Origin of the sequence: Synechococcus sp. PROS-U-1, assembly GCF_014279755.1 — a bacterium.
Lineage (GTDB): Bacteria > Cyanobacteriota > Cyanobacteriia > PCC-6307 > Cyanobiaceae > Parasynechococcus.
Genome location: NZ_CP047951.1, coordinates 1,480,723 through 1,495,151, shown reverse-complemented (window position 1 = coordinate 1,495,151; position 14,429 = coordinate 1,480,723). Strand labels below are relative to the sequence as shown.

Sequence of the window (14,429 nt, the reverse complement as noted above, 5' to 3'; positions counted from 1 at the left end):
AATGCCTGGTGGGGTTGTGTGCCGATGCGATCACAGGGCTGGTTGTTGGCACTGCTGCTGAGCTGCAGCCTGACGGGGGTTGCCAAAGGCAACAGCCTGGATCAGCAGGTGTTCCAGCTGCAGCTGGTCATTGATCAGATCCGCCTCGCCCGTTCCGTGGGGGATCGCATCGGCGTGTGCACTGAATCACGCCGCGCAAACAATCTGTTGTTAGAGATTCTTCCCGCCTTGCAACGGCAACGCCCGAGCCTCAATCATGCCGGATTGCAAGACACGATTCTTTTGGGATTTGATGTCTGTTGATTCAATCTTTTGCCAAAGTTTCTCGAGGAAGTTCTCCAAATTGTTCCCGGTAGTAACGACTGAAATGGCCACGGCTGGGGAAGCCATACCGATGGGCAACTTCGATCACAGACGTTTTAGGATCACCTTTGATCAGTTCGGTTCGCACTTGCTCAAGCCTGACGTTGCGTAGAAAGGTGAGTGGAGTGAGGCCTGTGCTTTTTTTAATGGCCGATGATAAAACCGACTTGCTGGTGAACAAGCTATCTGTGAGTTGATCAATGCTAATCGGTTCTTTTGTCCCTTTCTCCAATGAGTGCTTTACGAAATTACGGACAAGATCATTGTTGGGAAGCGGCTTCTCGGCATCGGGATCAACCCCTTGATAGCAGCAGAGAGCATCGACGAGGGATGTTGCTAAGTCAGTTGTGATGGAAGGAATTTGGTTGCGACCATCGATTGTGTTGAGGCGATTTAAGATGGAATTAGATAACAAAGTAAACCGCCAAGGTTCGATGCGGCGTATGTTATTGGATGCAAGTATGTCGAGTGCAAATTCTCCATAGAGGTGATCTGCAATGTCTATTACAATTTTTTTCTTGAGAAAGCCTGCACAAAGCTTGGATCCAGGACTCACGGAGTAATAGATTTCCTTTTTCTGGCAGTTAAAGCCAGACATTGCGTTTTCTGGTAACGCATGGCCCTGAACTCTGTTCAGGTGAAGATGCGGGCCTCTTTCTAAAGCAATATTGATGATATTTGGATTTACATCGCCTGTAACCAACAAGCCCTGGTTGGATTGAATCTCCATTGCCAAAGCTTCTGGATGGTGTGAAGCGCGAATTTCGCCGCGCATGATTCCAGGAGTGACTTGTACGATATCGACACTAAATCCTAGAGTTGAGAGCAGACTTTTCAGCTCACCAGCACTCTGGAAAGACGAAAGAAGTGACCTCACTGCAGCAGCAAGAACTTAAGTATTAATACTTTATCTTTCGACGCACTTTGCGAGCCTAAAGATAATATTAAGAGTATGATGTTGGGCTTTTGTGTTGCTTCTGGCATTTGCAGCCTGATCGGTCCAGGCGTTTGGGCAGCCTGAGGGTTCAAGCGGAATGGTTCAGATTGTCCTGAAGTTGTTGCTGTTGAGTATTTGAGCGGACAAATTACGTATGTTGCTTTTTCTCAAATGAGTTCACCAAAGACTATTAAGTCGAAATCTTGGAAAGGTTCTAACAAAGACGAATGGGTTGTTGGGCAGTCCAACAATCAAAAATTTGATGGCAAAGGCGGCAACGATGCCATCGCTGGCCGCGGGGGCAATGACACCATTGTGGGAAACAAAGGCAATGACCATTTGGCTGGGGACTCCGGCAAAAATGTTTTAACCGGTGGCTCTGGTAAGGACAAGTTTTTCTTTCAATATAAGAATAGTGGGCCTGGTTACTCTAGTGTTAAGGATTTTTCCAAGGGAGATAAAATTGCCCTTGACTCCGGCCTGTCTAAGAATTACAAATTAAAGGTTAAAGGTAAAAATTCAATTCTTTTCGAAAAAGGGAATGAATTCGCTAAAATAGAGGGGTATAAGTTGAGCAAGAGTGAAATAATTGATTACAATAGAGAGGGTGTCAGTTTTCCGAAGCCTCGTTCGATGAGCGATGACTCTCGATCGATTTCAGGTGCAAGTAAATATTACGACGAAACTTGGACGGGGACGAATAAATCTGAGAAATACAAAGCTCACAGCAATAAAAGTACGCTTGCTATTGGCTTTGGCGGTCATGACACGCTTGTCGGTGGCAACAAGGCTGACAAGTTGGAAGGTAAGGATGGTAATGATCGCCTCGAGGGTGGCAAAGGCAATGACACGCTTCAAGGTGGAGATGGAAATGACGTTCTGATTGGGGGCAAAGGAAATGATGTGTTTGAAGATGATGATGGCAAAAATAAATGGACTGGTGGAAAGGGGAAGGATCGATTCGTGATTGAAGATGACGATGATGGATTTGCATCAATCAAGGATTTCAATAAAAAGCAGGATGTCCTTGAGATTGATAAGGATTACAAGGGATGGGATGATGCTCGCTATTTTGTCAAAGGTGGAAATACCCGAATCGAGCTCGATGGTGACGTTGTCGCTGAGCTGATTGGATACAAAGGAAATATCCCTAATTCTGCGATTGATTGGGATTGATTTCCGGATTTCTTTTCTTAAGCCTGGTCGAAATGACCAGGCTTTTTTTTATGGGGTGAGATTTGATTTAAGCGACTTCCCCGCCGGGCTGTTGCAGAAGCTTGAATGCTGAGGACAGCAGGGTGATGCCGAAGAGTGTTCCCAGGGCCCAGACACTGTCACTGGGCCACTCGAGCACTAACAACAGACCGATGCCTGCAGTGAGTAAACCATCCAGCAGCATCAGTGCGGCCATCGGAGCTTTCGAGCTTGCCCCCGCAGCGAGCTCCATGATTCCCTCCACCAACACCACCACTCCGGCGAACAGCGTCAGGCTGATCTCTCCTTCAATTGGGTCAATCAGGATGAACAGTGCTCCGCCGATATAGAGAAGGGCGGACAGCAGTCGGAACAGCTTTCCGGTGGGTTGGTCTTGCCCCACTCGCAGCAGTTGGCTTACTCCTGCCGAAAAGGCAACACCGCCCAGGGCAAGGGTCAGCAGCGTCGCTGAAATGAAGGGGAGAAGGATCGCTGCCACGGCCCCCAGAATCAGCAGCACCGCTGCAATTTGCCTCTGGCGCTCGGACGACATGGCAGCAAAACGTCTGAATTGACCCTAGGTCTGTTAATGAAAATCAGCATGACAACCCATTGTCGAAGGGCAGCTGCGGATTCAAATTGAGTGCAGTCAGGTTTGTCGCATGGGTTTGCTTCAGACAATTCAAGGTCGCCTGCTCCAGTACGACTCGCCGTCACGTCAGCTTCAGCAGGCTCATTTCGATGCAGCTCGACGTCTTGCTCAGGCCCAATTTCAGTTTGCTGACGCTGAATTAAGCCAGCGCCTCTGGCAGGACGTGGCTGATCGCGATCTGGATGTCGATCGGATCTTGAACCTGCTTTATGGCTGTTGGTTCCAGGAGGATGCGGCAGCGATGCGCGCTGCCGATGCCGACTATCAGGTGCGTCGCCAGCAGGAGTTGATCCCCGGAGTGTTTGAACACTGCTGAAGTGCTAGTGCTTTGTGGATCTCATCGCTGATTTGCCGGATCTGTTGTTCCAGAGATAACGCCCGATGGAATGCTCCATCCCGTTGTGCGGCATCTTGTTGATCCCAAAGTTCTAGTCTTTGGCTGAGAAGTTGTGTGAGATTGTTGTTGCTGAAGTTTGATGTTGGTTGTTGCATACCAGCATTGTTCTTCAGTTCCTGACTGATTCCAACTATTGCCTTGGTGTAAACACCGTCAGCATCTGTACGGTTGCCCCGCTGCATCAGCTGGCGTCTGAATTAGGAGCTGCATGTGCCCACCGGGCGTGTTTTTGTCATGAATATCGTTGTCCTCAACCGCCGTGATTGGCAAGACGAACAGCATGTTCGTCTGTTTGATCGCCGGGCTGATCACATTCGTGCGGTGCTGCGGGCTGCGGTAGGCGACAGCGTTCGGGTTGGTGAGCTCAATGGCCTTTTGGGTCACGGACGCATCTGCGCGATCGATGCGGATTCAGTGGCGTTACGCGTTGAATTGAGTCAGCCACCGCCGCCGCGACATCGGTTCGACGTTGTTCTGTCGTTGCCGAGGCCGAAGGTGCTGCGCCGTCTGTTCCGCACCGTGGCGGAGTACGGGGTGGCCAATCTTCATCTGATCCACAGCGCCCGAGTGGAAAAGAGCTATTGGCAGTCGCCTTTACTCGCACCGGACAAGGTTCATGACGCGTTGCTGGCCGGGATGGAACGCGCGAGCGACACCGTGGTTCCACAGGTGCATCAATACAGACGCTTTCGCCCTTTTGTGGAAGACCAGCTGAAGGACATCTGTGCGGGACGGCCTTGCTGGATTGCACAGATGGGGGCCTCCCTCGCGCTGCGCGAAACACCTCCGAGGGATGCTGTGGTGATGGTGGGTCCGGAGGGTGGTTTTGTTCCCTTTGAACTGGAGTTGGCTCAGGCCGTGCTGGCGCAGCCGGTGCATCTCGGATCGCGCACATTGAGTGTGGACACGGCCCTCACCAGCGCCCTAGCCCAGGGATGATGGTGGTCGATGTTCTGCTTCAACGGCGGCTGCAATGAACGATCTGGCTGGATTGCAAGCTCTTGTTGAGGATGTCGGTTCCGGCAACGTGATCGATGCCGAACTGCTCGAGGGGTGCCCTGTGGAGGCCCATGAACTCGATGAAATGGATGCGTCCGAGGCTGCCCAGGTCGCCGCCCATTGCTTCAGCCTTCTGTTCGATCACAAGGTGGAGGAGCTGCAGGGGCTTGAAGAAGATCTCGATGCAGGTCTGTGGTCGGGAACGGTGGATGGCTTTGGTTTTCAAATCCGTCGTGATGACGTTGGCGATCTGGTGCTCGATTTTTCGAGTCAGAAGGCGTGACGGTTGACGAGCTGCGATCTGATCTGACGGCGCGGCTTGGAGAGGTGGTGGAGGAGGTGTTCACTCGCGATGGTCATCCTGTCGATGACATCACCGAGCTCTATCAGCCATCCCCAGCTGGCTTCGGTGGTCTGCTGCGGCTGAAACGTGGCCGCCGCTTGGCTTGGGAGTTATGGCTTGTAGACGGTGACTCCTGGAATTTTCACGCGGCAGAGGTGGTCCAGTAAGGAGTTAGTTAGAGCGTCTGCGGATGCAGGCGACTTGGGCGATAGGAGAGCAGGAATTTCTGCTCTTCATTGGCATTCCGCTTGACAGCTGTGATCAGGTCTTCCCCTGTGTTCCAGACCCAAATCTGATCGTTGTGGTTTGCTTCTTCAACACTCGTGCTGAGTGGTGACCCATGGCGTGCTCGCAATCCGGCCAGGACTTCCGTCATGTCATCGATCGAGAACTCATAGGCCAGCCACTGCAAGCCCTGGGACTGACTCAACTCAAACGTGACGCGGGAGACAGGCAGCCGATCAAGCAGCACATCTTGAACTTCAAATCTTTCCTGAGGACCATCTCCGATGGGTTTGGCCTGGCCCAAATGAGCATCCACCTGCTCCAAAGGCATTCCCCAGGCCAAGCCCTCCACACAGGCTGAGGCCGGGTGCCCAGGAAGGATCACCACAAACACTGCCATTAGGCCAATCAGGAGTGCTCTCAATGGCTTGATGGCCCCATGACACGTTGAATCCATTGTGCAGAGTTTGCCTTTGTATCCCATCAAACAAAAATGAAGAACGATCTTTTTCTGACTCTCAAGGGGAGGAGTCCGCCGAAGGTGCCTGAGTCAAAACACCCATTCATGCGTCACTTTCTTTCCATAGCCCTGGCAGCTTTGATCGCGCTGATTTCGCCATCCGTGGTTTGCGCTGCAGATGTTGCCCACGGCGAGCAAGTGTTCTCCGCCAATTGCGCGGCCTGTCATATCGGTGGCGGCAACGTCGTGAATGGTCAGCGCACCCTCCAACAGGATGACCTCAAGGCTTATCTCGCCAACTACAACGAGGGGCATGAAGAGGCCATCACCTATCAGGTGACCAATGGCAAGAACGGCATGCCTGCTTTTGGCTCAAATCTGAGCGCAGCTGAGATTGCGGATGTCGCCGCCTATGTCGAATCCCAGTCAGTCAAAGGTTGGTCCTAACGCACCGGATGTTCAGCTCTTCGCAAAGCTGAGCACGATCATCTCCAGTCCATCCCCTGGCTGGGTCACCGGTCAGGGGATTTTTGTATTGAGCACGAATCTCACTCCTATAGTGAAATGCTGGTATCAGCGGGAATCAGCCGCTGATGGAAACGGGGAAAGAGCGGTGTAAATCCGTCGCTGTCCCGCAGCTGTGAAACGCCGGCTCTGCCGACGTCAGTCAGAACGCCCGCCAGGACAACACCGACGAGGATCGACTTTGAATTTTTTGCCCTTGGCCTTTCGTAGGCCATTTCAGATTGCTGCCGCCTCACTGATGGCAGTTGTCTTGATCGCCAGTCCGGCGTTTGCACACCATCCTTTCGGCATGGGTGACAGCTCTGCACTGACTGCTTGGCAGGGCTTGATCAGTGGCATCGGGCACCCGCTGCTGGGTCCTGACCATCTGTTGTTCCTGTTGGCGATCGCCTTGATCGGGCTGAAACGCCCTCTGGCCTGGGTGGTACCGCTTCTGGCCCTTGGCCTCGGTGGCAGTGTGCTTTCGCAGTTCATTCCGCTGCCTGATGCGATTGCGCCTTGGGCAGAAGCTCTGGTGTCTCTCAGCCTTGTTGCGGAGGGATTGATTGCCCTCACCGTGCTGTCACCGTTCTGGTTGTGCCCGTTGATCGCCCTCCATGGCTTTCTACTGGGCAGCACGATCGTTGGGGCTGAAGCCACGCCTCTACTGACGTATTTCCTTGGCCTGCTGTTAGGGCAGGGAGCGTTGCTTCTGCTGGTGGCGGCATGGTCCAAAGGGCTGTTGGAGCGTCTTGGCTCCCAAGGCCAGCGGCTGGGTGCTGGGATCTGGATGGGGATCGGCATGGCCTTTGCTTGGGTGGCCCTGATCGACTGAAACCCCTTGTTGAGTCTTGCCGCCATGGCTTGACTCCAAGAGATTGGTGTTGCGTCATGGGCACATCGCCCTTGATTCATGACGCTCGTTCGGCAACTGTTGTGGGCTCCTGCCGCCCTTGGCCTTCTGGCCCCTTTGGCTGTTGTCAACAGCCCAGCAGCCAATGCCGCCGAGCTCAACATCAACGGCGTCTCTGATTACGCCTCGTCTGCTGATCAGGTGACCAGCGTCACCCAGTTCTCCGACGTCTACCCCACCGACTGGGCCTATCAGGCTCTGGCCAACCTGGTGGAGCAGGTCGGCTGTGTGGCCGGCTACCCCAACGGCACCTTCCGTGGCAACCGGGCGATGACCCGCTACGAAGCGGCTGCCCTGCTGAACGCCTGCCTCGACCGGATCACTGAAGTGACCGACGAGCTGCGTCGCCTGCTCAAGGAATTCGAAACCGAGCTGGCCATCCTCAAGGGTCGCGTTGACGGCCTCGAGGCCCGTGTTGGCGAACTGGAAGCAACCCAGTTCTCCACCACCACCAAGCTGAAAGGCCAAGCCACCTGGGTGGTCGGAGCTAACCGCTTCAAGGGATCCGCCTCGCAGCGTCGTTCTGAGAGCAACAAGTTGTATGGCGGCACGACGTTCAATTACGACCTACAGCTGGGGTTGGCGACCTCCTTCACCGGCAAGGATTTGTTGACCACGGTCTTGCGTGGCGGCAATTTCGACGGAGACGGCAACGTTTTCGGCAGTGGTGGACCGTCGGGTCTGGCCAAGCTGGAAACAGCATTTCAGGAGGGCGATCGCCCCAATCTGGTGGCGATTGACAAACTCTTTTATTCCTTCCCGTTGGGTGATGACATCACCATCACAACGGGCCCGATTGTTGGCCAGGAAGACATGCTCGCGGTCTGGCCGAGCGTCTATCCCAGTGATCCAATTCTCGATGTGCTCACGGTGAATGGAGCTCCGGGGGCTTACAACAAAAACAAAGGTGCGGGCGTGGGCGTCAGCTGGGCCCCGGAAAGCGGAGCCCGCGCATCCGCCAATTACGTCGCTGCCAATGGTGCATCGAGCGACACCCTCGCTGGAGGTTTCGCCACCGATCAGGCAGGGGGCACCGGCACCCTCCAGCTGGGTTGGGAAGGTGACAACTGGGGTGTGGCTGCGCTCTATTCCAAGGTTCAGAACGGTCAAGACCTGATCGTTTACGCCACACCCTTCGCCAAGGATCACTTCAGTGCCCGGGGTGTGACCCATGCCTCTGCCCTTGGTGGTTTCTGGCAGCCGCTGCAGAGCGGCTGGCTTCCGTCGCTGTCGCTGGGCTGGGGCATCAATCAATCCGAGACCCAGCGCAAAGGCCAGGTGAGCACGAGTCAGTCCTGGACGGTGGGGCTGGAGTGGAATGACGTCTTGATGGAGGGTAATAACGCCGGCATGGCGGTAGGCCAACCCGTCTTCGCGACGGATCTTCGTGGAGGTGACACCCCTGCCGATGGTCAGTTCATCTGGGAGTGGTGGTATCAGTTCCAGGTCACCGACAACATCAGCGTCACGCCTGCGCTGTTCTATCTCTCACGACCCATGGGTGAGCTCACACCCAATGGCTCAACGTTTCAACAACTGGGCGGCTTGATCAAAACCACCTTTGTGTTCTGAGCTCTGATGACAAGGAAATACAGAGGAATCGCTCAATAACGACGTCTCACCGTTGAAACCGATTCACCTCCGGTCAAAGATCGCGTTGTAGTTGGTGCACAGACCCGACCTCACGCCAATGCTTCGGATTCAGGGGGATGCGCAGCTGCTCCGCTCATTGCTGCTTCATGCGGATAGGGCCTGCTCAGAGCGTATTGAGAAAAGATCTCAATCCGAGCCCCTTATTGAGAATGACTTGCAATATCGACAAGGTCTCTGTACTCTTGCGAGTAATTCTCATTCGCGTTAGTTCGTGACGACCTCCGCTTACCGCTTCCTTCCGGACGATCCGGCGGCACCCTTGTCGATGCCAAGGCTGCAGACCGTCTTGTTGGATCCTGCTGGCCGAGATCAGGCCACTGTTCTTGAAGTCTTGGAAGGCGTCTGTCGGGTGTATTGCCCTTGCGAAGAGACCGAGGGCATGACGTTGGCGTTCTTGCAGTCAGGTGACAGGCTCCGCACTGACCGCATGTGCAGCGAAGGTGCTTGTGTTGAAGCACTTACGGCATTGAAGTTTCGCCGTGATTCCGTCTCCACGGACGAAATGGGTATCGATGCCGTGAATGAATGGACCTTGCAGCTCCTGCGTGTCCGTCATCTCGGTCAGGCAGAACAGCGTCTTCATGCTCTTCTGGCTCTTTTGGTGAACCGACTGGGTCTCCGCTGCAGCGACTCCTATCAGCTCCCCTTTCGTCTCACCCACGATCGCTTTGGTGAGCTAATTGGAGCAACACGCGTCACCACAACGCGCCTTCTTTCGAAATGGCGTCAAGCTGATTTGGTTGCCATGGCACCTGGTGATGTCACGATGCGATTGTCTCCTGACCTCATCAGCTCATCACCACTGCAATTTTGAATGCCGTGAATGTGAATACATTCGGTGTTCTTGGTGACCTCTGCAAAGAGGCTGAGTGGATATGGCATCGTATGCAGTCAGCCAATCGCGCCGTTCAACGCTGTCAGCATCCACGCCTTGAAGAGCGGCTTATCGCAGAGATATGCCTTCATCGCAATCGATGTCTGGCAATAAAGGATTCCTTGACACAGATCAAACATCATCTTGATCCTCAGTCAGCGCAAAAGCATTTGCTGGAAGAGTTGCTCCATCGATGTTTATCAAATAAGCTGTCAGTTAATAAAATGTATTGAATAAAACCTTAATCTTCCTTGAGGCTGGCACAAGGTGTTGGCCTCATTTTTGTTTGCAATGTTTGGAAGATCGAAAATGAAAAATGGTGATTCAGTTAAGCTACATTTGACACTACGGTAAGCATTCATTGTTCATGAGTGAACATCTGGGTTAGGCATAATATAAGAGTCTTCCTTGGACGGGATCGACAGCCTCATTTCAATCCAATTTGTCGCTGGTGAATCGACAAAATTGGAGAGGTTCATTGGATATGCCTAGCCTTTTCGGCTGGGCTTTTTATTGTTTGGATTCGTTTGAGTGGATGTTGATTGCCTTTAGATCAATGCTAAACAATCATTTGTTGGATCAGTGTGAGAACGGTTCCTTAAATTAAAAGATACTCACACTAATCTACTATGCTTATTGGTTCTAAAGTTTTAGAAGAATTCATCGATCATATTGAACGTGATGACTTTGTTCGTTTGCGATGGCTCAAACGCATTCGACAATCAGGCTTTGATCAAGCACTGTCGGAGTACAGAGAGACTCTGATGGATTTAGAAACGCATCAGACCAACATTTGTCGTATCGATCAAAGTCAATGATTAGCTTGAATGTATCTGATAGCACTTGGATCTGAAACAAGCTTCAAACTCGATGACAGAAATTTTGAGAACATGATGGAGTGATATCAATTGCATGGCTTTCACCATTTTCTTTGCAACGTCAACGGGTAAAACTGAAGACGTGGCTGATCGACTTAAAGAGCTTCTGCCCGGAACAGAGGCAAAGGATGTCGACAACATTGATTCAATTGATGAGTTGGTCTCTGCCGAGTCTTTAATTTGCTGTGTTCCGACTTGGAATACGGGTGCTGATGAGGCACGATCTGGAACGGCATGGGATGACCTGGTTCAGGAAATTCCAGACAAAGACTTCGCTGGAAAATCTGTAGCCATTGTCGGCCTTGGAGACTCCTCTGGCTATTCTGATTTCTTCTGTGATGCCATGGAAGAACTATATACAGCTTTCCTTCAATCTGGTGCCAAGTTGATTGGTAAAGTGTCGACTGAAGGTTATACCTATGATGATTCTAAAAGTGTGATTGATGGTAAGTTTTGTGGTTTGGCAATTGATGAAGACAATGAGTCGGAGCTTACTGACCAACGACTACAAGCGTGGGTTCAACAAATCAACGCTGAGTCATAAGCTCTCTTCTTGAATCCCACTGAAGCGCCCATAAGGGCGCTTTTTTTAGCGGTGTACCCAGTCCACACGAACGTCCTTGCGCTGGTTGAGGTATTTATCAATTGCCATCGCTGCAATGCACCCATCTGAACAAGCAACAACAGCCTGTTTGAAAGGAGTATTGCGAATATCGCCGATTGCCCAAACCCCTTCAATATCCGTCATCATGTCGTCGTTGATACGAACTCCACCATTGGCATTGATAGGTATTAGGCCTTGGAGGTAGTCGGTAATGGGTAGGGAACCAGTTGAGTAAACAAATGCACCTTGGACAACGATTTCCTGTGCATCATTTTGCCCAAATGATTGTACTTTGACGCTGGTCACTCCATTCTCGTCTCCCTCAATAGATGTCAACCGTGTTCTCTTCCAATGCTTGACATTGCTAGAATCAAGTAATAATTGAATTCCAATTGAATTCATGTTCGGTTTGTTGTTAGTAATCCAATGGACAGTTGACGCGAATTTTGTGAGAACAAGAGCTTCATCGATTGCTTCTTGATTGGATCCATAGACCACAACCTCCTGATTTTTGTAGAAAGCCGCATCACAGGTCGCGCAGTAACTCACACCTCTGCCAAGAAACTCATTCTCACCAGGAAGTGTCGACGCCCGACCCATCGCCCCTGTTGCCAAAACTAAAGTTTTACCGATAAAGGTTCCTTCTGGTGTATAAACGATTCTTTCCGTATCAGAGATACTAATACCATACACCTGAGCTTGTTTATATTCTGCTCCATAATTGATAGCTTGTGTTCTCATGATGTTCAGCAGTTCCTCTCCAGAGACGTCACCAGCTACTCCTGGGTAGTTAGCAATCTTGTGAGTGATCGCCAATGCTCCCACCGCTTGATTTTTATCAAGGATGATTGTTGATAGATTTGATCTCGCTGTATACAAGGCACAAGAACAGCCTGCCGGCCCCCCACCGATAATTACAACATCCGCTCTTTTCATGTTTGTCATGAGTTCCTCTTGATAATGCTCAGATCTTGAAACTTTTCACAAGCTAAGGCAGTACTTTCATTGGGTATCATATCGATGAAAGACTCAATCATTTTTGAGGTTTGATTCCACTCGTTGAATGGAAAAAAATGTCGACCACCAACGATTTGTTGATAGCAGTCGCCTGGTTTTAAATTTTCTTTCCATCGATTAAAACTACATGGATCAACAACAAAATCTTTGCCTCCATTGATCACAAGTGTTGGAATTTCAGATTTACTGAGATTTTCTATCTTTGTGTTCCCAATAATCGATCCATTGACGAAGTCACTATCTAAGCATTTCGCCAATAATCTTGATATTATCGTATGAACATGGTCGGCATGAGTGTCTATAAGAAGACGGCTTAAGTGGCTTAAAATGTGATATCTAGAGCATGGTAGTTGGCTTCGCATGCTCTGGTAATGTGCGGTCCATTGATTGTTTGAATTGCTGTCGACTGATAATAATGACACCGAGGAGATGTTCTTTGGATATTTTTTGGCATAAAGATAAGCTATTGTGCCACTTATCCCATGCCCTACCAAGTGAACGGGGACAATAGTTTTTTCAATCGTTTGCTTTAACAGTGCATGAACAATATCAATATCGCAGGATTCATCTGGGTCATGTTCGAATGACCATCGTTTTACATCATATCTTTGACCTAAGCTTTGTGCCGTTCGTTTGAAGAGGCAATAGAGAGATGGTTGGAGATCAATCCAAAGTATTTTTCTTTTTTTCATGCGTTCATATTTTTAATATTTTCATATGACTTCGCTTGATGCTCTTCTCAGAGCAAACAAACCATTGTGTTTTTTATCACAACTTGAATGCTCATTGGCTTTGGGATCTGCAGTACAAAGCATGATTTTCCCCTGTTTGACTTGATGCTTTATTCGCTTTATCAACTTCTTTCCAATGGGATCAGCTTGTGGCTCGTACTCCAGTATATCTTTAAAGATCTTTTCATTGATTTGTTGAAAGCATGTGATCTGTAAATATTGATCTACGAGATTTGATTCACTTTTGCTCACTTCGTTCATTTTCCAAGTCCATTCAATGAGTCTTGTTATTATCACCAAAGCTCATCTTCACAATCCGTTTTTACGATCAAATCGGATGTTGCATAAGCTACGCATAGCAGCGTATAACCATTCTCCATTTGATCATCGTCAAGAAAGCTCTGATCTGATTGATCAATTGTACCTTTAATTATTTTGCCAACACAGGTGCTGCATGCTCCCGCTCTACAGGAATAGCTCATATCAATTCCAGCTTGTTCTGCTGCTTCAAGTATATATTCATCATCGGGACAATCAAAGTATTTGATTCCATCAGGGAGCCTTAATTCAATTTTGAACGTCGACATTTGATAAAATAAAAAAAATATACTACGCAATGCTAGGCGTGTATCTGCCTTTTATTTATCTTCCAGGTGTTTCATTGGCTACTTCTGGGATCAACCTTTGTTTGCATGCACTTTTGTTTATTTGAATGAACCCTGGGTTACTCTTGATCGTAATTTATGGAAGCGAATGCAAAGGTTTCACCGTATTCTTAAAAAAAGTTCCTCGATTAATGAACAAACAATCTCCATCAAAGGTCTCCCACTATCTAGGTACTGCATCTGGATGGCGTAAAAAGCGATTAAGGATCGCTATGGCGTTGAGAAACCAAGGATGGAGTCATCAACTCATTGCTGAATATTTAGAAGTCTCACCTAAATCACTGATGCGTGACATTAAATGTTTTGTCATTGATCCTCAGGGCTTGAATGCTTCCCCTTAAGTTATTTTTCTTTTAATTTTAAATCATCAGTGTTCTTTCACCCTTGTAGTGATGCGGGCTTGTTGTTGCCTTGATCGAGTTCATTGTCGATCAGCAATAAGGCTGCTGCCTGATTGTCGGCGAACTTCACGCGTCCGAGGAGGTGTGCAAACTCGTGTTCAGACTGTGTTTGCATCTCTACCATTGGGTCTAGAAATACCGTTGTGCGTGTATCAGTTACCCGCTCTGCCATGGAGTAAAGCTGCTGTAGCGATGATGTTACGTCAACTTCCATTTGAAATGCAGATGCCATGACATCTGCTGGCGATTCCCAGATCTGCAAGGGAGCTTCAACTGCCTTCAATGACACACTCTGCCCACGAGCAATAATGTACTCTGCAAACTTTGCTGCATGTTCGTGTTCACTGCTTGATTCATCACGAAAAAACCGAGAAAATCCTCTCAGTTCTCGTTCGGCAAACCATATCGCTGCTGCAAAGTAGGAGGCGTGTGCCTGCCTTTCCATGTTGAGATGGTCTTGGATGGCATTCAACAGATCAGGAGCAATAACTTCCGCTACTGCACGACCTGAGGGACCACGCTCAATAGATGCAGAGGCCCTAGACGTCGAAGTTGAAAGCATACTCTTTTTGTCAGTGACCAAATGATACGCACTTGTGAATCGAATTGCAGCCCTTGC

The 14,429-nt window shown here is 49.9% G+C and carries 20 protein-coding genes and 1 riboswitch; of the genes, 11 read left to right on the top strand and 9 right to left on the bottom strand.

Going from position 1 to position 14,429, the window contains the following annotated elements:
• Window positions 1–24: 24 nt before the first annotated feature.
• Window positions 25–303 carry a hypothetical protein gene (locus SynPROSU1_RS08305; RefSeq protein WP_186572313.1) on the top strand — a complete coding sequence of 93 codons (279 nt, stop codon included), beginning with the start codon at window positions 25–27 and terminating at the stop codon, window positions 301–303.
• 1 nt (window position 304) lies between these two features.
• On the opposite strand, the gene SynPROSU1_RS08300 is transcribed toward SynPROSU1_RS08305, so the two are convergent.
• Window positions 305–1,138, bottom strand: a complete 834-nt coding sequence (locus SynPROSU1_RS08300) for a helix-turn-helix transcriptional regulator (protein ID WP_186570104.1) — start codon at window positions 1,136–1,138, stop codon at window positions 305–307.
• A 297-nt stretch (window positions 1,139–1,435) separates the two neighbouring features.
• Between SynPROSU1_RS08300 and SynPROSU1_RS08295 the strand changes: the two genes are divergently transcribed.
• Window positions 1,436–2,476: a calcium-binding protein gene (locus SynPROSU1_RS08295; protein ID WP_186570103.1), complete on the top strand. Its 1,041-nt coding sequence runs from the start codon at window positions 1,436–1,438 to the stop codon at window positions 2,474–2,476.
• Window positions 2,477–2,543: 67 nt separating this feature from the next.
• Here SynPROSU1_RS08295 and SynPROSU1_RS08290 read toward each other — a convergent pair whose 3' ends face one another.
• On the bottom strand, window positions 2,544–3,047 hold the full coding sequence (locus SynPROSU1_RS08290; protein ID WP_186570102.1) for an HdeD family acid-resistance protein: 504 nt from the start codon (window positions 3,045–3,047) through the stop codon (window positions 2,544–2,546).
• 109 nt (window positions 3,048–3,156) lie between these two features.
• On the opposite strand from SynPROSU1_RS08290, the gene SynPROSU1_RS08285 reads away from it, so the two are divergent.
• A complete protein-coding gene (locus SynPROSU1_RS08285; RefSeq protein ID WP_186570101.1) occupies window positions 3,157–3,462 on the top strand; it encodes a hypothetical protein in 306 nt (101 codons plus the stop codon).
• Here the strand turns inward: SynPROSU1_RS08285 and SynPROSU1_RS08280 are convergent.
• Window positions 3,411–3,725: a hypothetical protein gene (locus SynPROSU1_RS08280; protein ID WP_186570100.1), complete on the bottom strand. Its 315-nt coding sequence runs from the start codon at window positions 3,723–3,725 to the stop codon at window positions 3,411–3,413. The two genes, SynPROSU1_RS08285 and SynPROSU1_RS08280, sit on opposite strands and share 52 nt — an antisense overlap.
• Window positions 3,726–3,777: 52 nt before the next feature.
• On the opposite strand from SynPROSU1_RS08280, the gene SynPROSU1_RS08275 reads away from it, so the two are divergent.
• From SynPROSU1_RS08275 to SynPROSU1_RS08265, 3 genes are read left to right on the top strand one after another with little or no spacing between them, the layout of a single operon-like run.
• Window positions 3,778–4,482: a 16S rRNA (uracil(1498)-N(3))-methyltransferase gene (locus SynPROSU1_RS08275; RefSeq protein ID WP_186570099.1), complete on the top strand. Its 705-nt coding sequence runs from the start codon at window positions 3,778–3,780 to the stop codon at window positions 4,480–4,482.
• A gap of 34 nt (window positions 4,483–4,516) precedes the next feature.
• Complete coding sequence (locus SynPROSU1_RS08270) at window positions 4,517–4,825, top strand: hypothetical protein (RefSeq protein ID WP_186570098.1); 309 nt, start codon at window positions 4,517–4,519, stop codon at window positions 4,823–4,825.
• On the top strand, window positions 4,822–5,052 hold the full coding sequence (locus SynPROSU1_RS08265) for a hypothetical protein (RefSeq protein WP_186570097.1): 231 nt from the start codon (window positions 4,822–4,824) through the stop codon (window positions 5,050–5,052). Before SynPROSU1_RS08270 ends, SynPROSU1_RS08265 begins: the two co-directional genes overlap by 4 nt.
• A gap of 8 nt (window positions 5,053–5,060) precedes the next feature.
• On the opposite strand, the gene SynPROSU1_RS08260 is transcribed toward SynPROSU1_RS08265, so the two are convergent.
• Entirely contained in the window at window positions 5,061–5,567 is a 507-nt protein-coding gene (locus tag SynPROSU1_RS08260) for a hypothetical protein (protein WP_186570096.1), read from the bottom strand.
• A gap of 108 nt (window positions 5,568–5,675) precedes the next feature.
• Between SynPROSU1_RS08260 and SynPROSU1_RS08255 the strand changes: the two genes are divergently transcribed.
• The 5 genes from SynPROSU1_RS08255 to fldA all read left to right on the top strand — a co-directional run bounded on the left by SynPROSU1_RS08255 (window position 5,676) and on the right by fldA (window position 10,936).
• Window positions 5,676–6,017 carry a c-type cytochrome gene (locus tag SynPROSU1_RS08255; RefSeq protein WP_186570095.1) on the top strand — a complete coding sequence of 114 codons (342 nt, stop codon included), beginning with the start codon at window positions 5,676–5,678 and terminating at the stop codon, window positions 6,015–6,017.
• A 104-nt stretch (window positions 6,018–6,121) separates the two neighbouring features.
• Window positions 6,122–6,269: riboswitch (cobalamin riboswitch) on the top strand.
• A gap of 64 nt (window positions 6,270–6,333) precedes the next feature.
• Entirely contained in the window at window positions 6,334–6,909 is a 576-nt protein-coding gene (locus tag SynPROSU1_RS08250) for a HupE/UreJ family protein (protein ID WP_186570094.1), read from the top strand.
• Window positions 6,910–6,987: 78 nt separating this feature from the next.
• Window positions 6,988–8,559, top strand: a complete 1,572-nt coding sequence (locus SynPROSU1_RS08245) for an iron uptake porin (protein WP_186570093.1) — start codon at window positions 6,988–6,990, stop codon at window positions 8,557–8,559.
• Window positions 8,560–8,905: 346 nt separating this feature from the next.
• The gene (locus SynPROSU1_RS08240) at window positions 8,906–9,454 is read left to right on the top strand and encodes a Crp/Fnr family transcriptional regulator (protein ID WP_186572312.1); all 549 of its coding nucleotides are present in this window, start codon (window positions 8,906–8,908) and stop codon (window positions 9,452–9,454) included.
• A gap of 972 nt (window positions 9,455–10,426) precedes the next feature.
• Window positions 10,427–10,936 (top strand): flavodoxin FldA, encoded by a 510-nt coding sequence (gene fldA, locus SynPROSU1_RS08235; protein ID WP_186570092.1) that lies wholly within the window; start codon window positions 10,427–10,429, stop codon window positions 10,934–10,936.
• 45 nt (window positions 10,937–10,981) lie between these two features.
• On the opposite strand, the gene SynPROSU1_RS08230 is transcribed toward fldA, so the two are convergent.
• From SynPROSU1_RS08230 to SynPROSU1_RS08210, 5 genes are all read right to left on the bottom strand, one after another.
• A complete protein-coding gene (locus tag SynPROSU1_RS08230; protein ID WP_370586214.1) occupies window positions 10,982–11,932 on the bottom strand; it encodes an NAD(P)/FAD-dependent oxidoreductase in 951 nt (316 codons plus the stop codon).
• 5 nt (window positions 11,933–11,937) lie between these two features.
• On the bottom strand, window positions 11,938–12,705 hold the full coding sequence (locus tag SynPROSU1_RS08225) for an alpha/beta fold hydrolase (protein WP_186570090.1): 768 nt from the start codon (window positions 12,703–12,705) through the stop codon (window positions 11,938–11,940).
• A gap of 21 nt (window positions 12,706–12,726) precedes the next feature.
• Window positions 12,727–13,005, bottom strand: coding sequence for a hypothetical protein (locus SynPROSU1_RS08220; RefSeq protein ID WP_186570089.1), 279 nt, complete (start codon window positions 13,003–13,005; stop codon window positions 12,727–12,729).
• A gap of 32 nt (window positions 13,006–13,037) precedes the next feature.
• Window positions 13,038–13,331: a 2Fe-2S iron-sulfur cluster-binding protein gene (locus SynPROSU1_RS08215; protein ID WP_186570088.1), complete on the bottom strand. Its 294-nt coding sequence runs from the start codon at window positions 13,329–13,331 to the stop codon at window positions 13,038–13,040.
• A 456-nt stretch (window positions 13,332–13,787) separates the two neighbouring features.
• A complete protein-coding gene (locus SynPROSU1_RS08210; RefSeq protein WP_186570087.1) occupies window positions 13,788–14,372 on the bottom strand; it encodes a ferritin in 585 nt (194 codons plus the stop codon).
• Window positions 14,373–14,429 lie beyond the last annotated feature (57 nt).

Excerpts from the sequence above, each read along its gene's own strand:
- SynPROSU1_RS08215 (WP_186570088.1), bottom strand. The coding sequence starts at position 13,331 with ATGTCGACGTTCAAAATTGAATTAAGGCTCCCTGATGGAATCAAATAC.
- SynPROSU1_RS08210 (WP_186570087.1), bottom strand. The coding sequence starts at position 14,372 with ATGCTTTCAACTTCGACGTCTAGGGCCTCTGCATCTATTGAGCGTGGT.
- SynPROSU1_RS08290 (WP_186570102.1), bottom strand. The coding sequence starts at position 3,047 with ATGTCGTCCGAGCGCCAGAGGCAAATTGCAGCGGTGCTGCTGATTCTG.
- SynPROSU1_RS08240 (WP_186572312.1), top strand. The coding sequence starts at position 8,906 with ATGCCAAGGCTGCAGACCGTCTTGTTGGATCCTGCTGGCCGAGATCAG.
- SynPROSU1_RS08220 (WP_186570089.1), bottom strand. The coding sequence starts at position 13,005 with ATGAACGAAGTGAGCAAAAGTGAATCAAATCTCGTAGATCAATATTTA.
- SynPROSU1_RS08255 (WP_186570095.1), top strand. The coding sequence starts at position 5,676 with ATGCGTCACTTTCTTTCCATAGCCCTGGCAGCTTTGATCGCGCTGATT.
- SynPROSU1_RS08245 (WP_186570093.1), top strand. The coding sequence starts at position 6,988 with ATGACGCTCGTTCGGCAACTGTTGTGGGCTCCTGCCGCCCTTGGCCTT.
- fldA (WP_186570092.1), top strand. The coding sequence starts at position 10,427 with ATGGCTTTCACCATTTTCTTTGCAACGTCAACGGGTAAAACTGAAGAC.
- SynPROSU1_RS08250 (WP_186570094.1), top strand. The coding sequence starts at position 6,334 with ATGGCAGTTGTCTTGATCGCCAGTCCGGCGTTTGCACACCATCCTTTC.
- SynPROSU1_RS08270 (WP_186570098.1), top strand. The coding sequence starts at position 4,517 with ATGAACGATCTGGCTGGATTGCAAGCTCTTGTTGAGGATGTCGGTTCC.
- SynPROSU1_RS08305 (WP_186572313.1), top strand. The coding sequence starts at position 25 with ATGCGATCACAGGGCTGGTTGTTGGCACTGCTGCTGAGCTGCAGCCTG.
- SynPROSU1_RS08285 (WP_186570101.1), top strand. The coding sequence starts at position 3,157 with ATGGGTTTGCTTCAGACAATTCAAGGTCGCCTGCTCCAGTACGACTCG.
- SynPROSU1_RS08225 (WP_186570090.1), bottom strand. The coding sequence starts at position 12,705 with ATGAAAAAAAGAAAAATACTTTGGATTGATCTCCAACCATCTCTCTAT.
- SynPROSU1_RS08275 (WP_186570099.1), top strand. The coding sequence starts at position 3,778 with ATGAATATCGTTGTCCTCAACCGCCGTGATTGGCAAGACGAACAGCAT.
- SynPROSU1_RS08300 (WP_186570104.1), bottom strand. The coding sequence starts at position 1,138 with ATGCGCGGCGAAATTCGCGCTTCACACCATCCAGAAGCTTTGGCAATG.
- SynPROSU1_RS08260 (WP_186570096.1), bottom strand. The coding sequence starts at position 5,567 with ATGGATTCAACGTGTCATGGGGCCATCAAGCCATTGAGAGCACTCCTG.
- SynPROSU1_RS08230 (WP_370586214.1), bottom strand. The coding sequence starts at position 11,932 with ATGAAAAGAGCGGATGTTGTAATTATCGGTGGGGGGCCGGCAGGCTGT.
- SynPROSU1_RS08280 (WP_186570100.1), bottom strand. The coding sequence starts at position 3,725 with ATGCAGCGGGGCAACCGTACAGATGCTGACGGTGTTTACACCAAGGCA.